General features: G+C 42.8%; 13 protein-coding genes and 2 other annotated features. Of the genes, 7 read left to right on the forward strand and 6 right to left on the reverse strand.

Going from position 1 to position 14,093, the window contains the following annotated elements:
• Positions 1-50: 50 nt before the first annotated feature.
• Positions 51-297, reverse strand: a binding site (T-box leader).
• Between the two features lie 67 nt (positions 298-364).
• Positions 365-577, reverse strand: a binding site (T-box leader).
• Between the two features lie 862 nt (positions 578-1,439).
• Positions 1,440-2,891 carry a helix-turn-helix domain-containing protein gene (locus tag IGI86_RS10125; protein WP_430617246.1) on the forward strand — a complete coding sequence of 484 codons (1,452 nt, stop codon included), beginning with the start codon at positions 1,440-1,442 and terminating at the stop codon, positions 2,889-2,891.
• A 16-nt stretch (positions 2,892-2,907) separates the two neighbouring features.
• Here the strand turns inward: IGI86_RS10125 and IGI86_RS10130 are convergent, their stop codons facing one another.
• Complete coding sequence (locus tag IGI86_RS10130) at positions 2,908-5,472, reverse strand: HAD-IC family P-type ATPase (protein WP_430617247.1); 2,565 nt, start codon at positions 5,470-5,472, stop codon at positions 2,908-2,910.
• 269 nt (positions 5,473-5,741) lie between these two features.
• On the opposite strand from IGI86_RS10130, the gene IGI86_RS10135 reads away from it, so the two are divergent.
• Positions 5,742-6,080 (forward strand): RidA family protein, encoded by a 339-nt coding sequence (locus IGI86_RS10135; protein WP_016613408.1) that lies wholly within the window; start codon positions 5,742-5,744, stop codon positions 6,078-6,080.
• Between the two features lie 69 nt (positions 6,081-6,149).
• On the opposite strand, the gene IGI86_RS10140 is transcribed toward IGI86_RS10135, so the two are convergent.
• Positions 6,150-7,316 carry a glycerate kinase family protein gene (locus IGI86_RS10140; RefSeq protein ID WP_194188310.1) on the reverse strand — a complete coding sequence of 389 codons (1,167 nt, stop codon included), beginning with the start codon at positions 7,314-7,316 and terminating at the stop codon, positions 6,150-6,152.
• Between the two features lie 167 nt (positions 7,317-7,483).
• Between IGI86_RS10140 and IGI86_RS10145 the strand changes: the two genes are divergently transcribed.
• The 4 genes from IGI86_RS10145 to IGI86_RS10160 are packed head-to-tail and all read left to right on the forward strand — an operon-like array spanning position 7,484 to position 10,563.
• Positions 7,484-8,674: a helix-turn-helix domain-containing protein gene (locus IGI86_RS10145; RefSeq protein ID WP_061054280.1), complete on the forward strand. Its 1,191-nt coding sequence runs from the start codon at positions 7,484-7,486 to the stop codon at positions 8,672-8,674.
• Positions 8,667-8,894 (forward strand): PLD nuclease N-terminal domain-containing protein, encoded by a 228-nt coding sequence (locus IGI86_RS10150; RefSeq protein WP_005235274.1) that lies wholly within the window; start codon positions 8,667-8,669, stop codon positions 8,892-8,894. The genes IGI86_RS10145 and IGI86_RS10150 overlap by 8 nt, the downstream gene beginning before the upstream one ends.
• A complete protein-coding gene (locus IGI86_RS10155; RefSeq protein WP_008378547.1) occupies positions 8,891-9,802 on the forward strand; it encodes an ABC transporter ATP-binding protein in 912 nt (303 codons plus the stop codon). The genes IGI86_RS10150 and IGI86_RS10155 overlap by 4 nt, the downstream gene beginning before the upstream one ends.
• A complete protein-coding gene (locus IGI86_RS10160) occupies positions 9,799-10,563 on the forward strand; it encodes an ABC transporter permease (RefSeq protein WP_086332476.1) in 765 nt (254 codons plus the stop codon). The genes IGI86_RS10155 and IGI86_RS10160 overlap by 4 nt, the downstream gene beginning before the upstream one ends.
• A 52-nt stretch (positions 10,564-10,615) precedes the next feature.
• Here the strand turns inward: IGI86_RS10160 and IGI86_RS10165 are convergent, their stop codons facing one another.
• The 4 genes from IGI86_RS10165 to IGI86_RS10180 all read right to left on the reverse strand — a co-directional run bounded on the left by IGI86_RS10165 (position 10,616) and on the right by IGI86_RS10180 (position 13,489).
• Positions 10,616-11,233: a YitT family protein gene (locus IGI86_RS10165; RefSeq protein WP_008378566.1), complete on the reverse strand. Its 618-nt coding sequence runs from the start codon at positions 11,231-11,233 to the stop codon at positions 10,616-10,618.
• A 168-nt stretch (positions 11,234-11,401) separates the two neighbouring features.
• Positions 11,402-11,962, reverse strand: a complete 561-nt coding sequence (locus IGI86_RS10170; RefSeq protein ID WP_086332477.1) for an NAD(P)H-binding protein — start codon at positions 11,960-11,962, stop codon at positions 11,402-11,404.
• Between the two features lie 66 nt (positions 11,963-12,028).
• Complete coding sequence (locus IGI86_RS10175; RefSeq protein ID WP_008378568.1) at positions 12,029-12,433, reverse strand: MerR family transcriptional regulator; 405 nt, start codon at positions 12,431-12,433, stop codon at positions 12,029-12,031.
• A gap of 75 nt (positions 12,434-12,508) precedes the next feature.
• Positions 12,509-13,489 carry an aldo/keto reductase gene (locus IGI86_RS10180; protein ID WP_005235260.1) on the reverse strand — a complete coding sequence of 327 codons (981 nt, stop codon included), beginning with the start codon at positions 13,487-13,489 and terminating at the stop codon, positions 12,509-12,511.
• A 173-nt stretch (positions 13,490-13,662) separates the two neighbouring features.
• On the opposite strand from IGI86_RS10180, the gene IGI86_RS10185 reads away from it, so the two are divergent.
• On the forward strand, positions 13,663-14,064 hold the full coding sequence (locus tag IGI86_RS10185) for an HIT family protein (RefSeq protein ID WP_254905026.1): 402 nt from the start codon (positions 13,663-13,665) through the stop codon (positions 14,062-14,064).
• Positions 14,065-14,093 lie beyond the last annotated feature (29 nt).

Genomic DNA, 14,093 nt, shown 5'->3' on the forward strand with positions numbered 1-14,093 from the left:
CCTTTCTTTGTAAACAAAAAGCCCTCAAGCAAACATCATAAAAACGTCTGCTTGAGGGCGAATGACCGCGGTACCACCTCAATTGAAAGTTGCCTAAAAAAACAACTTCTTCTCTATCAACCGTCTAACAACGGTCTTCCTCTATAACGGGAGTTCCCGCATTTTCCTACTGCCAAAAAAGGGTTCAAAAAATGATCGGCTAAGGCCATTTCCTTGATTTTTTGGTATCGGACTCTCATCACCGCCGACTTTCTGTAACCAAAAAAGACTCAAGTACTTCTCTTAGTTTGATTTTACGTTTATTTTTTTTATTGGTTGAAGGGCAAGAAAAACAAAAAAGCCCTCATGCAAACAAACTCGTCTGCATGAGGGCGATTACTCACGGTGCCACCTCAATTGGTTCTCTAGATCGTCTATCAACGATCGTTCTCTGTAACGGGAGATCCCGAAAAAAGCCTACTGATTTCAGCCTTTCGACACAAAAGTCCATTTCTGAAGCGTCAATCTGCTGATTTACACCACCATCAGCTCTCTGCAAGACGAACGTCCTCATACTTCTCTTTTGTTTGGTCTTTACTAGTTATTGGTAGCTATATTACGTGGCTTTTACTGTTCTGTCAACAGAAAAAAGCAAATTTTCTTTTTTTGTCTCCTTTTGACAATACAAGAAAACAACCTGCAATGGGTTGCCTTAAACAAAATAAAAAGACATTCTTTAGGATAAAAATCTCCTTCACTTCTTTCAGCGTACTTAATTATAGCTGCTACTCCATTTAAATAATATTCGTTTTTTTATAACCCTTACGTGAAGATCAAAGAGTGAAAACTTTGCTATAATTTTGACAAAAAATCGACATTTTCCCAAAATTTTCATAACATCATGAAAAAACAGAATTGTTATTTGAAATATTCTTCTATATGATTGAACCGAATGTAAGAAAGGGTGATTAAATGCACATAGACAAATTATATTTTTCCACCTTTATTTATAAAATGAGTTGCTTAGAATTTACTTACTCTCTCATTCAATCCAATGAGAAAAAAGTCGAATTATCCGAGGAAGAACAAGCAGAAATTGAATGGATCATCAATTCTGCGCTCCATCGAAAACTCTACGCCTCTCGCAAAAAGAGTCTTTTTTCCTCAAAAATAAAATTGTCGAAAGAAAGTTATTCTATGTATTTGCGTATGAAGAAATACGAACACATGATAGACCTCTAACCGTTAAAACACATAAAACAAACGCATTCCTTTAGACAGTTACTCAGAAGGTTGCCGATCCCATCTTTTTTAATAAAAAAAACATCATCCAGTGAATTGGAAATAGCAAAACTTGCCTTTTTCGTATAAAATCAAAAAGAACACGAAAGAGTTGTCTTTCATCAAAACAGTCAATGTGACTATTTTGACCTTCAAGACTCGGAAAGGAAGTTTTTGTCATGGATGGGATGATGAAAAAAATCATTACGGAGAAGGATTTATTACGTCAGATCCTTCTCTTGGAACAACTGGCGAATCACAAAATGATCACTGCCAAGCAACTAGCAAAATTGATCGATACGACGGAGCGAACCGTTTTTTCCGATCTAACCTATATTCGCCAACAATTGCCTGATGGTTGGCAGATCGAAGCTGCCAGTAGTGGCTTTGCTCTGACCCATGATGGGCCATTGTTGATGAGTCAGCTCTGGGAAACGTTTTTCCCTCAATCGATCGGTGTTTCTTTGATGAAAGCATTGCTTTTTTCCAGCGAACTCCGTACGCAAGATATTCTTAGCCAAACAGGGACATCCTATGAGACCTTGCGACGACATGTGACAAAATTAAACAAAAGTCTCACTGATTTTTCGTTGCGGATTCGGATCACCAATCGCATGATCCGCTTTGAAGGAAGTGAGATCAACATCCGTGTTTTTTTTCATCGCCTGTTACTGCCATACACCCATAACAATTACTTTTTTGAGGAATATACGATTCATGAGTCCCACTATTATCATTTCTTGGATCGCTTAGCAAAAGCCAAGTTGCAGATCGAAGTGGAACAAATCTACGGTACCTGCTGGTTTTTTATCAATACGATTCGCATCAAAGCAAATTGCCGTATCGATTCCTTTGAGTTTCAGGGGAACGATCCCCTTTATAGCCTTTTCCAACAGCCATTAAGCCAGCTGTATCAAAAAGAAGGCGTTTATTTAGAACGCAGCGAACACTTCTTTAGCTTCTACTGCTTCTTAGAAAGTTGGAACTACAATAACGACTGGTCCGCAACGATCCAAGCAACCCTTGAATCCTACAAAACTATTTATCAGAAAACGACCCATTTTGTTGGAAAACTAGACCGCTTGTTGCAGTTGTCTTTAGCTAGTGATACACATCTGATTGAGAATCTACTGTTGCTTTTGATCAAATCGCAAGAGTCAGCCAAGCTCTCAGAACTGTTCGGGCTCGAATTTCACGAGATCCAACGGTTAAATCAACCCTATTCGCTATCGATCGAAGCGACGATCCATGACTTTTTAGAAGAGCAAACAGCCAGTCAATCGGAAATGAGTTTTCCATTATGGTCAACCACCACATTACTGATCCAACAAGCGATTTTACAGATCAATCCCATTCGCGCAAAAGGGTATTTTGTTTTCCAAGGTGAGCCTGCCTGGAAAGCTTATCTCCTGCAAGAATTGAATGACTTCCTCGGTGCCCGCATCCTTTTATCGGCGATCGAGCCTGGTCAACTAGAAGCGTTGGCGGAAATCGAGGTTGATTTTATTCTCTCAAATTTCCCTTTAGAGGAAGTATCTGTTCCAGTTTTTTACTTATCGATGGTACCAACGAAAAATGAGCTCAATCAAGTGACTGAGCTCATCCAAACCTATTATTTAAGCTATCGCTAGAATCATCAAGCTGCCGCTACTGCTTCACTGGAGCGGCTTTTTGCCGTCCTTGCAGCTTATTCGTAATAAATTTCTCACCCTCAACGACTGCGAAAAGGAGTGCGCCGTTAGCAGCGATACTCAACTGCTGCATCCAGGTCAAAGAACCGATCCCTAAAAGCTGGTGTCCTAGAGGGGTTAGGAAAATCGCTGCCTGTAATACGATCAGCAGTGAAAGAGAAACTAATAGCGCTCGGTTGGCAAACAGTTGGCGATTCAAGGCTGGCTTGACCAGCTCCCGACAGTTTAACAAGTAGACCGCTTGGGCAAAGACGATACTTTGCAGTAGCATGCTTTGTTGAAGGACCGTTCCTTCAAACTGAATCGCTAAGACGTAGGAAGGAATCATGATTAACAGCGAGACATAGAAGATGCGGAACAGACTGTACCAAGATAAGATACCTTCTTTGATTGGCCGTGGTGGTCGATTCATGACATCCGCACTTGCCTTCTCAAAACCGAGTGCGTAAGAAAGCGTGATGGTTGTCACCATATTTACCCATAAAATTTGTACAGGTGTCAGTGGCAGTGGTCGGTTCAACAAGAGTGCCGCAATAACGATCAATCCTTGTGCAACAGCCGTTGGTAAGAAGAAGTTGATGGTTTTCTTCAAATTATCGTAGATCCGTCGACCCACTCGGACGGCATTGGCGATCGTATGAAAATTATCGTCTGCCAAAACCATATCGGCTGCTTGCTTGGTTACTTCACTGCCTTTGATCCCCATAGCGATCCCAATGTCGGCTTTTTTCAGCGCTGGTGCATCGTTTACACCATCGCCGGTCATTCCGACAATCTCTTCATTCGCCTGCAAAGCACTAACGATCCGTAATTTATGCTCTGGGGTCGTTCGAGCAAAGATATCTGTCTTTTGGACTGCTTGCTGCAACTCCTCCTCAGACAGCAGATCGATTTCCAGCCCTTCCAACACGTGATTCGTGTGCTTCAATCCAATTTGCTTGCCGATAGCTTGAGCGGTCTTGCCATGATCTCCTGTGATCATTTTGACTTGGATGCCCGCTTGCAAGCACTCTTTTACCGCTTTGATGGCACTGTCTTTCGGAGGATCAATGATGCCAGCGATCCCAACAAAGGTTAAATTGATGAGTGCTTCGTGGGACAAGGACTCCTGTGCCGACAGCGTCAGATGCGCAAAGCCGATCAGTCGCTGCCCTTTCGCTGCTAATTTTGCACTTTCATCTAACCACCATTGCTTTTGATCTGAAGTCAGTTGGCTTTTCTCAAGCAACACTTCGGGCGCACCCTTGACAAACACTACCGAGTCATTCGGCTCTTCTTGATTTTGATGGCGTGTTGCCATGTACTTGTAAGAGGAACTAAAAGGAATTTTATCGACTGTTTTACGCAATGGTTGCTGCGCTAATTCTGCGTATTGTAACAAGGCTTTTTCGGTTGGGTTTCCAACGAGTTCAGCCGCCTTTTGTCCTTCGTCTTGCTTCAAATCTTGACAATTTGCCATGATATCAAGCACCGTTGCTTTATCCACGTTTGACTCAACTAAGACATCGACGACCGTCATTTCATTTTTGGTCAAGGTTCCTGTTTTGTCTGAACAAATCACCGTCATGGCACCTAGTGTCTCCACTGATGGCATCGTTTTGATGATTGCTTGCTCCTCAGACATTTCCTTGACACCCATCGATAAAATCATGGTCAGCACGGCTGGCAAGCCCTCAGGAATCATTGCTACAACTAATGCGATACCTGATGAGAACAAGAGATCAAGATCAAAGCCGTAGCGGAAGGTAGTAAAGAAGATCAAGAAAATCACTAATCCGATAATGCCTTTAAAGATTTGGTGATTCAATTGCTTCATTTTTTTGATCAACGGGGTTTCTTGCGCTTTCACAGACTGAATTGCTTGATTGATCTGGCCGATTTGTGTATCGTCTCCTGTTTCAACGACGATCCCGCTGGCAGTTCCGCTTTCTACATGGGTACCAGAAAACGCCATGTTCCGCTGGTCACCAATCGTACTTTCTTGAGTAATGGGTTCAGTCATTTTTTGAACTGGCTCAGATTCGCCGGTTAAGATAGACTCTTCAATCACAAGATCATGGGTTTCGATCAAGCGCATATCTGCTGGTACGACATCTCCTGGTCCTAAAACGACTAAATCTCCGTTTACTAAGGAAGAAACAGCAATTTTCTTCTTGCGGCCATGAACATAAATTGTTGCTTCTTGCCCCATGAATTGCTTCAACCCATCCAGTGACTCTTGGGCTTTACGCTCTTGCCAGTAGCCGACTAATCCATTGATGACGACGACCGCCATAATAATGCCGCTTTCGATATAATCACCCGAAACCCCTTTTAAAACGGCTGCGACGATTAAGACCAACATCAGTAAGTCTGTAAAATGCTTGCCGACTTTCTTCCATGTAGGGATCTGCGCAGCCTCAGTAATTTTATTTTCACCTTGCTTTGCTAAACGCTGGTTGCGTTCTTCGGAGGAAAGGCCCTGCCGTGTTGTTTGCAACGTATGTAATAGTTCTTCTGTTGTGTTTTTGTACCAATTCATATTTTTTTCCTCCTTGTTTATTTATTTGATCTGAACATAGTATAAGACATTAAAACCATAAAATTCTGGCGATAATTTCAGTGGAGCCTGAAAAAAATGAGTGTTTTTATTAAAGGGGAAGGGCGGCTTCGTCCCGTGGTTTCACAAAACCAACAGAAAACGTTTGTTGATTGTTTTTGCAGGTGTAATCAAGTAAACTAAGACACACCCAATCAATTGCTATCTGTCCCCATCATCCAAAGGTAAGATAGAAGAAAGGAGCCAAATTAATGGCAATCTATACCGATACAAAAATCGCGCAAGGACCTTTTCTTTTCATTTCTGGTCAAACGCCGTCACAAGACGGGGCCACACCTGAGGACCCGCAAGAGCAAACAGCCATCGTTTTGAAGAAAATCGAAGAGCATTTATCAGCCAATCAACTGTCTTGGTCATCAGTGGTCAAAATGACCGTCTTTTTAACGGATGCTGCTTACTTAGCTGCTGTCCGTACGGCATTCACAACCATTTTGGCAGAAAACAAACCGGCCATGAGTCTCGTCATCGTTGCCGGCTTGGTTGCCCCTGAATTTAAAGTGGAGATTGAAGCACAAGCCACCTTGGCTTAAAAAGGCGCAACACCAAAAAACTTCGTACTGGCGATTGCCTTCCCTACGAAGTTTTTTGGTGTTTGCTTCTTATTTGGTTGGAAAATCAGTGACTTCTGAAGGAGCTGATCCGGTCTTTTTTTGCCACTGCTCCACAAAGCCGGCGATGGCTTGAGCAATCTGTTGAGCATTAATCAAGGTTCGCTTTTTTTCCATCGCTTCTGCCAAGGAAACTGGTCCTTGTTGGATACTGAAGACTGTTGGAAGCAATTGCGACAGTTCACCGAGACGTTCGGTTCGGGAGCCACAGATTGCAACAATTGGGAGTTGGCGTTTTTGAGCGATCAAAGCGACACCATAGGGTACTTTCCCCCTAGCTGTTTGGCCATCGATACGACCTTCACCGGTGATCAATAAGTCTGCTCCTTTGATTTTTTCCTCAAATCCAATCAAGGAAGCAATCGTCGAAAATCCCGGAACCAACTGACCACCTGCCAAATAAACCGCACCACCAAGGCCCCCAGCTGCACCAGCACCAGGGACTTCCAAATCGATCCCCGTGGTCCGCTTGATGTGTTCAGCCAAACGCTTTGCTTGTTGATCCAACTGCTGGATCGTTTCTTTGGTTGCCCCTTTCTGTGAACCAAAAACTGACGCAAATCCTTGTTCACCTGAATAAGGATTTGTTACATCGGCTAAAGCAAACAGGTCAATTTGTGCAAGCAGAGGGTTCAACTGGCTGAGCTCCAGAGATTCTGCCTGTAGCAAAGGATTGTTTTCCATTCGCACGTTTCTTTGAATGGTTGCTCCTAACGCAAGTAAAAAGCCTACGCCCCCATCAGAAGTGCCGCTACCGCCAAGGGTCAGGTAAATTTTTTTCACTCCTTGTCTGCAAGCTGCTAAGACCATTTGGCCTAAACCAAAAGAAGAGCTATTGCGGGTGGTCTCGTCACTAGGTTCCACGAGTTGCAATCCGATCACTTCCGCAGATTCAATCAAAGCGATTTTTTCTTCATTGATTTTTGTGACCAACATACGGGCTTGCAACTTACCACCTAATGGGTCGGTCACTGGAACCGTTTCGTAATTGCCTCCAAACGCAGCAAAAACTGCTGCCATCGAGCCTTCTCCCCCATCAGCGATGGGAATACTACATTTTTCCCACTGGTCTGAAAACCCGCTTAAGACCGCTTGATTTAATTCTGCGGAAGTGGCGCTTCCTTTGAAGGAATCAATCACTGCTACAATTTTCATCATTCTGCCTCTCCTTCTAGATCATCTCTTTGCCAGAGATGGGGGCACCTACGTTAATAATCAACCTATGGTTAATCAAATCAACCAAAAGTTAACTAGTAATCCATTGTAAGTTATCCCTTCTCCTCTTATGATAGAAGTATATCAAACAAACCTATCGGAGGTGTACTATGGACTTACCAATTGGCGAGGAAATCGCCCGGAGAAGAAAACACAGAGGCGTTACGCAGCAAGAATTAGCAGCATTTATGAACGTGTCAAAAGCATCCGTTTCAAAATGGGAAACGGGACAGACGTATCCAGATATCACTTCACTGCCCTTATTAGCGGCGTATTTTGATTGCAGCGTCGATGAATTGTTGATTTTAGATTCGCAGCTATCACCTAAAGAGATCCAGCGAATCTACCAATTACTAAAAGACGCCTTCCAAACAAAAACACCAACGGAAGTTCTCGCTCTTGCTCAAAGTTTTACCAAACGCTATTACTCTTGTTATCCATTCTTATTACAAATGGGGTCCTTTTACTTGAATCATTGGGATCTGTTGCCGGATGTCCCCGTAGAAGGCGTCCCGAAAGGGCAAACTTACGAAGACGCTTTGATGGAAGCAAAGAAAAATACCTATTTGAAGGAAGCAGAAACCCTGTACCAACGGATCATGGACCAAGGAGACAGTGAGCTGGCACAACAAGCGAAACAGATCGATGCTTATTGTCTTCTGATGAGAAACAAGCCAGAAGAAGTCTTGGCGATCCTTGGCACGAAAACTCTCTCTTTTTTACCTAGCGAACCGTTGATTGCCGCAGCATTTCAGCAAAAAAATCAGTTGCAACAAGCTGAGATCGTTACGCAAAGTGCGATTTACCAGTACTTAATTATTTTTATGAGTTTGCTAACGAATTATTTAGCAATGCTCACACAAGACGAGGAGCAACTGGAAAAAACCTATGCACGTGGACTGGCACTCAGCGAGAGCTTCCAACTGGCCGAATTGCATCCCCTCTCTTTACTGAATTTTCTAGCCGCTGGGATGGTTTCGTTTGCTGCTTTAGGAAAAGAAAGCTTATTGTTACAAGCATTAACGCTGTATGTCAAAACATTAGAAGCTACTCCAGAGGAAATCGTTTTGAAAGGAGATGATTATTTCAACAGCATCGATGAGTGGATCAGTGAATTAGAATTAGGGAGTCAGATCCCGCGTAACTCAGGTAGTGTCAAAAAACAATTTCTTGCAATAGCACAGCTGACACCCTTGTTTGAACCGTATCAAGAAAAACCCCCATTTAAAGAGTTGTTTCAGCGCTTGAGCAATCTGGCTGAACAAGTATCTAATTCGCAAAGGAGTGACTCACATGAATAGTTTTTCACTAAACGTACCAGAAAATATATCTGATTATTTGCCCATACTGATCCCTCTGATTCTTTTGCAATTGATCTTGATCGTTTTGGCAGTTCGAGATATTTTAAAACAAGAACAATTTAAGTTTGGCTCTCGTATTCTTTGGCTCTTCATCGCCTGTTTTGTTAGCCTGATCGGTCCTATCCTTTATTTTGCTTTTGGAAAAGGGGATCAACAATGAAGATGATCGAGATCAATCACTTATCCAAACGTTTTGGGCACAAACAAGTGCTACAAGACCTATCCTTTTCGGTCCCCAAAGGGAGTGTCGTGGGATTTGTAGGGGAAAACGGCGCCGGCAAAACAACCACCATGAAAGCGATTTTAGGGTTACTCCCTATTGATGAAGGCGAAATCACTGTCTGTGGCGAACCAGTACAATTTGGCTCAACCAAGACCAATCGCTGGATCGGCTATTTGCCAGATGTGCCGCAGTTTTACTCTTTTATGACAGCTGTAGAATATTTGACTTTCTGCGGAAAAATTCAGCCAAATAAAGAATCTTTTCAGCCTCAGCGAGTGATGGAAGTCTTAGAGTTGGTAGGCCTGGAAGCTTCGAAACAAAAAATCGCTGGCTTTTCTCGCGGCATGAAGCAACGTCTAGGGTTAGCCCAAGCTCTGATCAACCGCCCCGCCATCTTGATTTGTGATGAACCAACATCCGCACTAGACCCTCTAGGACGCAAAGCATTTCTTGATGTATTGGAAAAAATCAAAGAAGAAACGACAGTGCTTTTTTCCTCTCATATTCTCGCAGATGTCGAACAGTTGTCAGATTATATTGCGATTTTGCACAAAGGTCAGATCCGTGCGTTCGAAACGATGGATTCCTTGAAAAACCGTTATCGAAAAACCGTCTTTGGGATTGTCTTTACCGACGAAGGTGACCATTTAAAATTTGCCAAAGTGTTAGCAATCCACGGTATTTCGGCGAAAAGAAAGAACAATCAATTACTGATCGATGAACAAACTGGAACCAATATCGGTTCACAGCTGCTACAATTGCTGAACGAACAACACATTGTCCCAGAATCCTTTCAAAGAATCGAACCATCGTTAGAGTCGATTTATTTGGAGGTGATCAAATGAATGCGTTTCTTGTTTTCTTAAAGAAAGAGTTTCTCGGCGGTCTTCGCAGCAAAAAACTACTGATTTGCTTGATCCTGTTTGCCCTGATTGGTATGCTTTCTCCCTTTACTGCCAAAATCATGCCAGATCTGATGGCCAGTATGATGCCGGAATCGATTGAAATCACAATTGCTGATCCGACATCGATCGATGCGTGGCTTCAGTTTTACAGCAACATCGGCACGATTGGCCTGCTAGTATTCGTGATTCTTTTTACCGATACGCTCTCAGCCGAAATAAATCAGGGTACCTTTATTCAGCTGATCACCAGAGGCTTACCAAAAACCACGATCGTCATAGCAAAAGCTTGCTATTTAATGATTCTTTGGTCTTTGAGTTACCTCCTAAGTGCCAGTGTCAGTGCTTTTTATACGATGATTTATTTCGATGATTCCAGCGCTGCTCAAGTCCCTAGCGCTTTGGTCAGCTATTGGCTTTTCGGTTTACTAGCAATCAGCATCCTGCTGCTAGGTTCCAGCTTTGCTAAAAGTATCTATCAAGGTTTGTTGTTTATTGGCGTCTGTTATCTGATGGGCATGTTAGGCAACCTATGGAGTCAAGTAACAAACTGGAATCCATATTCCCTTTCCAGCCAATTTCCTAACTACTTAACCGACCAAATCAAACTAGGGGAACTGCTGCCAGCACTGTTGTTAACTTGCTTTTTGATCATCGCTTGTTTGACTGGTTCCATAGCTGTTCTAAGAAAAAGAAAATATTAAAAAACATCGGTGCAGATTTTTTGCACCGATGTTTTGCTTCTGAAATGTTACTCTATTTTGCTGTTCCTTGGACTTTCACAGATTTCTTGGCCTGCATTTTTTGTTCGATTCTCATGAAGAGCCGCATGAAGAAGGCAATCAAGTAGATTGAAAAGGCAGAAATAAGTGCTTCTTGCCAAGAAAAGATCAGAAGGTTCAATAAGATGATGATCAAATTGGTTAAGAAAACCCCACTAGATCTGCGAATGCCATAGTATTTTTCCAAAATTAGTGGCGGAATCGTCACGCCGCCATTAGACGCACCAATTTTGTAGAGCGAAAAGATGCCGAAGCTAAAGAAGAAACTACCTAAAATCAATGAGATGGAATAAAAGCGCAGCAGCATAATTTCTGGTAAAAGTGCTAGAAGAACGGGAAATGCCAAACTACCGATAACCGTATTGACAAAGACCTCTCGTTTCAAAAGTAAAAACGCAAGGGCCAGCATCAATAAATTTATACCCCAGACAACGATATGGCGATTGATCGACCAGCCAGTTTCGATGAGGTAGCCAATCGACCCGACGCCGGCAGAAGCAATGCTGTGAGGTAAAAGGAAGAAGTTTAATGCGATGCAGATCCATAGCACCCCAAGCAATAAAGCAAGATTTTTTTTGATAAGTGTTTCCATCAACGTTCTCCTTTCGATCTGGCAAATATTTTTATGTATAAAAGCTTCTGTCTATTCTATCAAAAAAATCGTAAAAGAAAGAACCAATTTTTTCATGAAAACATGAAAAAATTGATTCTGACCTTCAAGAAAGTATTCTGCTATTTTTTCATTCCTTTAAGATTGCTGTTAAGCTGCACAGCAATCACAAGCGGAAAGGATTTCTTCTACAACAGATTCCCGCCATGCTCTTCTATTCGCCATACGTTTCTTCTCTGACGGCAAATGAACAAAGTAAACCGACAATTCTGATCCTTTAATCAATTGATAGGACATCAAGCGATTTTTTTGCTGCAAAAGCAGCTGATGCTTTTTCGGGGAAAGGGAAAGATCAGTTGCGGACACCAATTGCTTTAATGCCTCTGAATGACAAAGGTTTCTTTCTGGTGCGACACTGATCAATTGGCTGACCTCTGCTAATTTCATCGCCTCGATCACCCGCAGCGTTGCCCGCGGATCATGGATATCCGTCAAAAAAACCGACTGGCAACCTTGCAATGCCCGAACGAGTCGTCCTAAATCGAGAAAGTCACCATCAATGATCGTCTCACGCGCAGCATCAATCTGTTGCAAACGCTCCGTTGCCTGGCGGGCATAGAGTACTAGGGAGAAATTGGTTCTTTCTAAAAGTGTTTGGCGTGTCAGCTGCCCAATCGTTCCAGCAGCACCTAAAATCGCAAGTCGTTTCATAAGCTTCCTTTCTATTGGATTCCATTGAGCAGAACGTTTCAATTTCCATAGTAGCGAATTCAGTCATTAAGACTTAGTGACCAAATTGGCTTTTCGTTGACGCAATCGTTCTTCTGTCGGCAGAACATGCTCGTCGTAATGTTCTAGTTTGTATTCTAAACGTTCAACAGCTTCCGTCATATCTGAGATTTTCTCCCTGAGTACCGCAATTTGTTTTGCTAAGAGCTGCTTGCGCTCAGGAACCGTCCCTCGCCCTTCTTCAAATAAAGCCAGGTAATGACTCAACCCATCAATCGATAGTCCAGCATTACGCATTTGCCTAGTAAAGGTGATCCATTTTAAGTCGTCATCATCAAATTCACGAACACCGTTTTTATTGCGTTTGACCGGCGGAATCAGCCCAATTTTTTCATAGTAACGGATGGTATCAGCTGAGACACCGCTCAGTTCACTGACTTTTTTGATATTCATGGCTTCACTTCCTTGTTTTGCATTTTTTCCTAGATCGTTTTGTATGCTACGAGCCAGAAGCCCTTTTGTTACTCGTTATTCCGCTCCTACCACTGCATGAGGCAAGTAAGGCTCTTCCAAATAAGCAATCTCTTCGGCAGTCAGCTTTAGATCAAGGGCAGGTAAAGCATCCAATAAGTGGCTTTCTTTTGTTGCGCCAATAATTGGTGCGACCACTTGTTCTTTTTGCAATAACCAAGCCAAGGCGATTTGCGACCGTTTGCTTTGGTGATTGTCAGCGATCTTTGCGACTCGTGCCACGATCTCCCGGTCTTGTTCCATCGTTTTGTCGTACTTTTGATTGGCGGTTTTATCCGTTAAGTACCGTTTGGTCTCTGCACCCCAATCTCTTGTTAAACGTCCAGCAGCCAAAGGACTATATGGCGTCACGGCAATTTTTTGATCGGCACACAAGGGCATCATTTCTCGCTCTTCTTCTCGATAAAGCAAGTTTAAGTGATTTTGCATCGAAACAAATTTGGTCCAGCCATTTTTCTCTGCAACTGCTTGTGCTTTGGCAAATTGCCAAGCGTACATCGCGGATGCACCAATATAGCGCACTTTTCCAGAAACCACCAAATCATGTAAGGCCTTCATGGTTTCTTCAATTGGCGTGTGGTAATCCCAACGATGGATGATATACAAATCAATGTAGTCCATTTGTAGGCGTTTTAAGCTTTGTTCGACTTGATAAAAGATCGCTTTTCGAGACAGCCCTCCACTGTTTGGCCGTTGCTTCATTTTTGAATACAGTTTTGTGGCAACCACGATCTCATCCCGCGGAGCAAAATCATTCAATGCTCGACCGACGATTTCTTCGCTCGCTCCATAAGAATAGACATTTGCCGTATCAAAAAAGTTGATGCCTAGATCCAAGGCTTTTTTGATGACTTCGCGACTATCTGCTTCTTCTAACACCCACTCATGAAAGCCACTATTGGGATCGCCAAATCCCATTGTCCCTAAACATAATGGTGACACATCAAGTCCCGTATTGCCAAATTTTACATAGTTCATTTGCTCGTCCTCCTGTTTTTTAAGTTACACTAAGCATACAGGTTGAAGTGCACTCTAAGTCAAGCGAATCAGCAAACTTTTTTTCATTTTACTCGCAAATGACTCATAATGACATGCTTTTTGTCGTGCGTTTCATTTCGAATCAGCTTTTGGTACACTAAAGATAAGTATCGATACGCTATCTAGCTGAGAAAAAGGAGCGGAAGATTTTGACTTGTATTTTTTGTACTGCCTCAAAACATGCGATCATTGAAAACGAACGCTTTTATGCGATCTTTGATAAGTTTCCCGTCACCCCTGGACACCTGCTATTGATCCCCAAAGAACATCGAAGGGATTATTTTGCCCTCACCCAAGAGGAATTACAAGACTTGCAGGCTTTGTTGCAGGAAGGCAAAGCCTATTTGTTGGAAACCTATCGACCAGACGGCTTCAACATCGGCTTCAATTGCGGGGAGGCTGCCGGACAGACGGTCTTTCATTGCCATTGTCATTTGATCCCACGCTACCAAGGCGACGTGGAGGAACCAAAAGGCGGCGTTCGAGGCGTGATTCCTGACAAGCAAGCCTACTAAATACAAACAAGCCGTTTCTTCCAGCAAAG

Origin of the sequence: Enterococcus sp. AZ188, assembly GCF_050544075.1 — a bacterium.
In the GTDB taxonomy this organism is placed as follows: domain Bacteria; phylum Bacillota; class Bacilli; order Lactobacillales; family Enterococcaceae; genus Enterococcus_D; species Enterococcus_D entomosocium.

What these genes read in the sequence shown, in the direction of transcription:
- IGI86_RS10140 (WP_194188310.1), bottom strand. Translation starts at nt 7,316, where the DNA reads ATGATGAAAATTGTAGCAGTGATTGATTCCTTCAAAGGAAGCGCCACT.
- IGI86_RS10155 (WP_008378547.1), top strand. Translation starts at nt 8,891, where the DNA reads ATGAAGATGATCGAGATCAATCACTTATCCAAACGTTTTGGGCACAAA.
- IGI86_RS10160 (WP_086332476.1), top strand. Translation starts at nt 9,799, where the DNA reads ATGAATGCGTTTCTTGTTTTCTTAAAGAAAGAGTTTCTCGGCGGTCTT.
- IGI86_RS10135 (WP_016613408.1), top strand. Translation starts at nt 5,742, where the DNA reads ATGGCAATCTATACCGATACAAAAATCGCGCAAGGACCTTTTCTTTTC.
- IGI86_RS10165 (WP_008378566.1), bottom strand. Translation starts at nt 11,233, where the DNA reads ATGGAAACACTTATCAAAAAAAATCTTGCTTTATTGCTTGGGGTGCTA.
- IGI86_RS10145 (WP_061054280.1), top strand. Translation starts at nt 7,484, where the DNA reads ATGGACTTACCAATTGGCGAGGAAATCGCCCGGAGAAGAAAACACAGA.
- IGI86_RS10130 (WP_430617247.1), bottom strand. Translation starts at nt 5,472, where the DNA reads ATGAATTGGTACAAAAACACAACAGAAGAACTATTACATACGTTGCAA.
- IGI86_RS10150 (WP_005235274.1), top strand. Translation starts at nt 8,667, where the DNA reads ATGAATAGTTTTTCACTAAACGTACCAGAAAATATATCTGATTATTTG.
- IGI86_RS10175 (WP_008378568.1), bottom strand. Translation starts at nt 12,433, where the DNA reads ATGAATATCAAAAAAGTCAGTGAACTGAGCGGTGTCTCAGCTGATACC.
- IGI86_RS10125 (WP_430617246.1), top strand. Translation starts at nt 1,440, where the DNA reads ATGGATGGGATGATGAAAAAAATCATTACGGAGAAGGATTTATTACGT.
- IGI86_RS10180 (WP_005235260.1), bottom strand. Translation starts at nt 13,489, where the DNA reads ATGAACTATGTAAAATTTGGCAATACGGGACTTGATGTGTCACCATTA.
- IGI86_RS10170 (WP_086332477.1), bottom strand. Translation starts at nt 11,962, where the DNA reads ATGAAACGACTTGCGATTTTAGGTGCTGCTGGAACGATTGGGCAGCTG.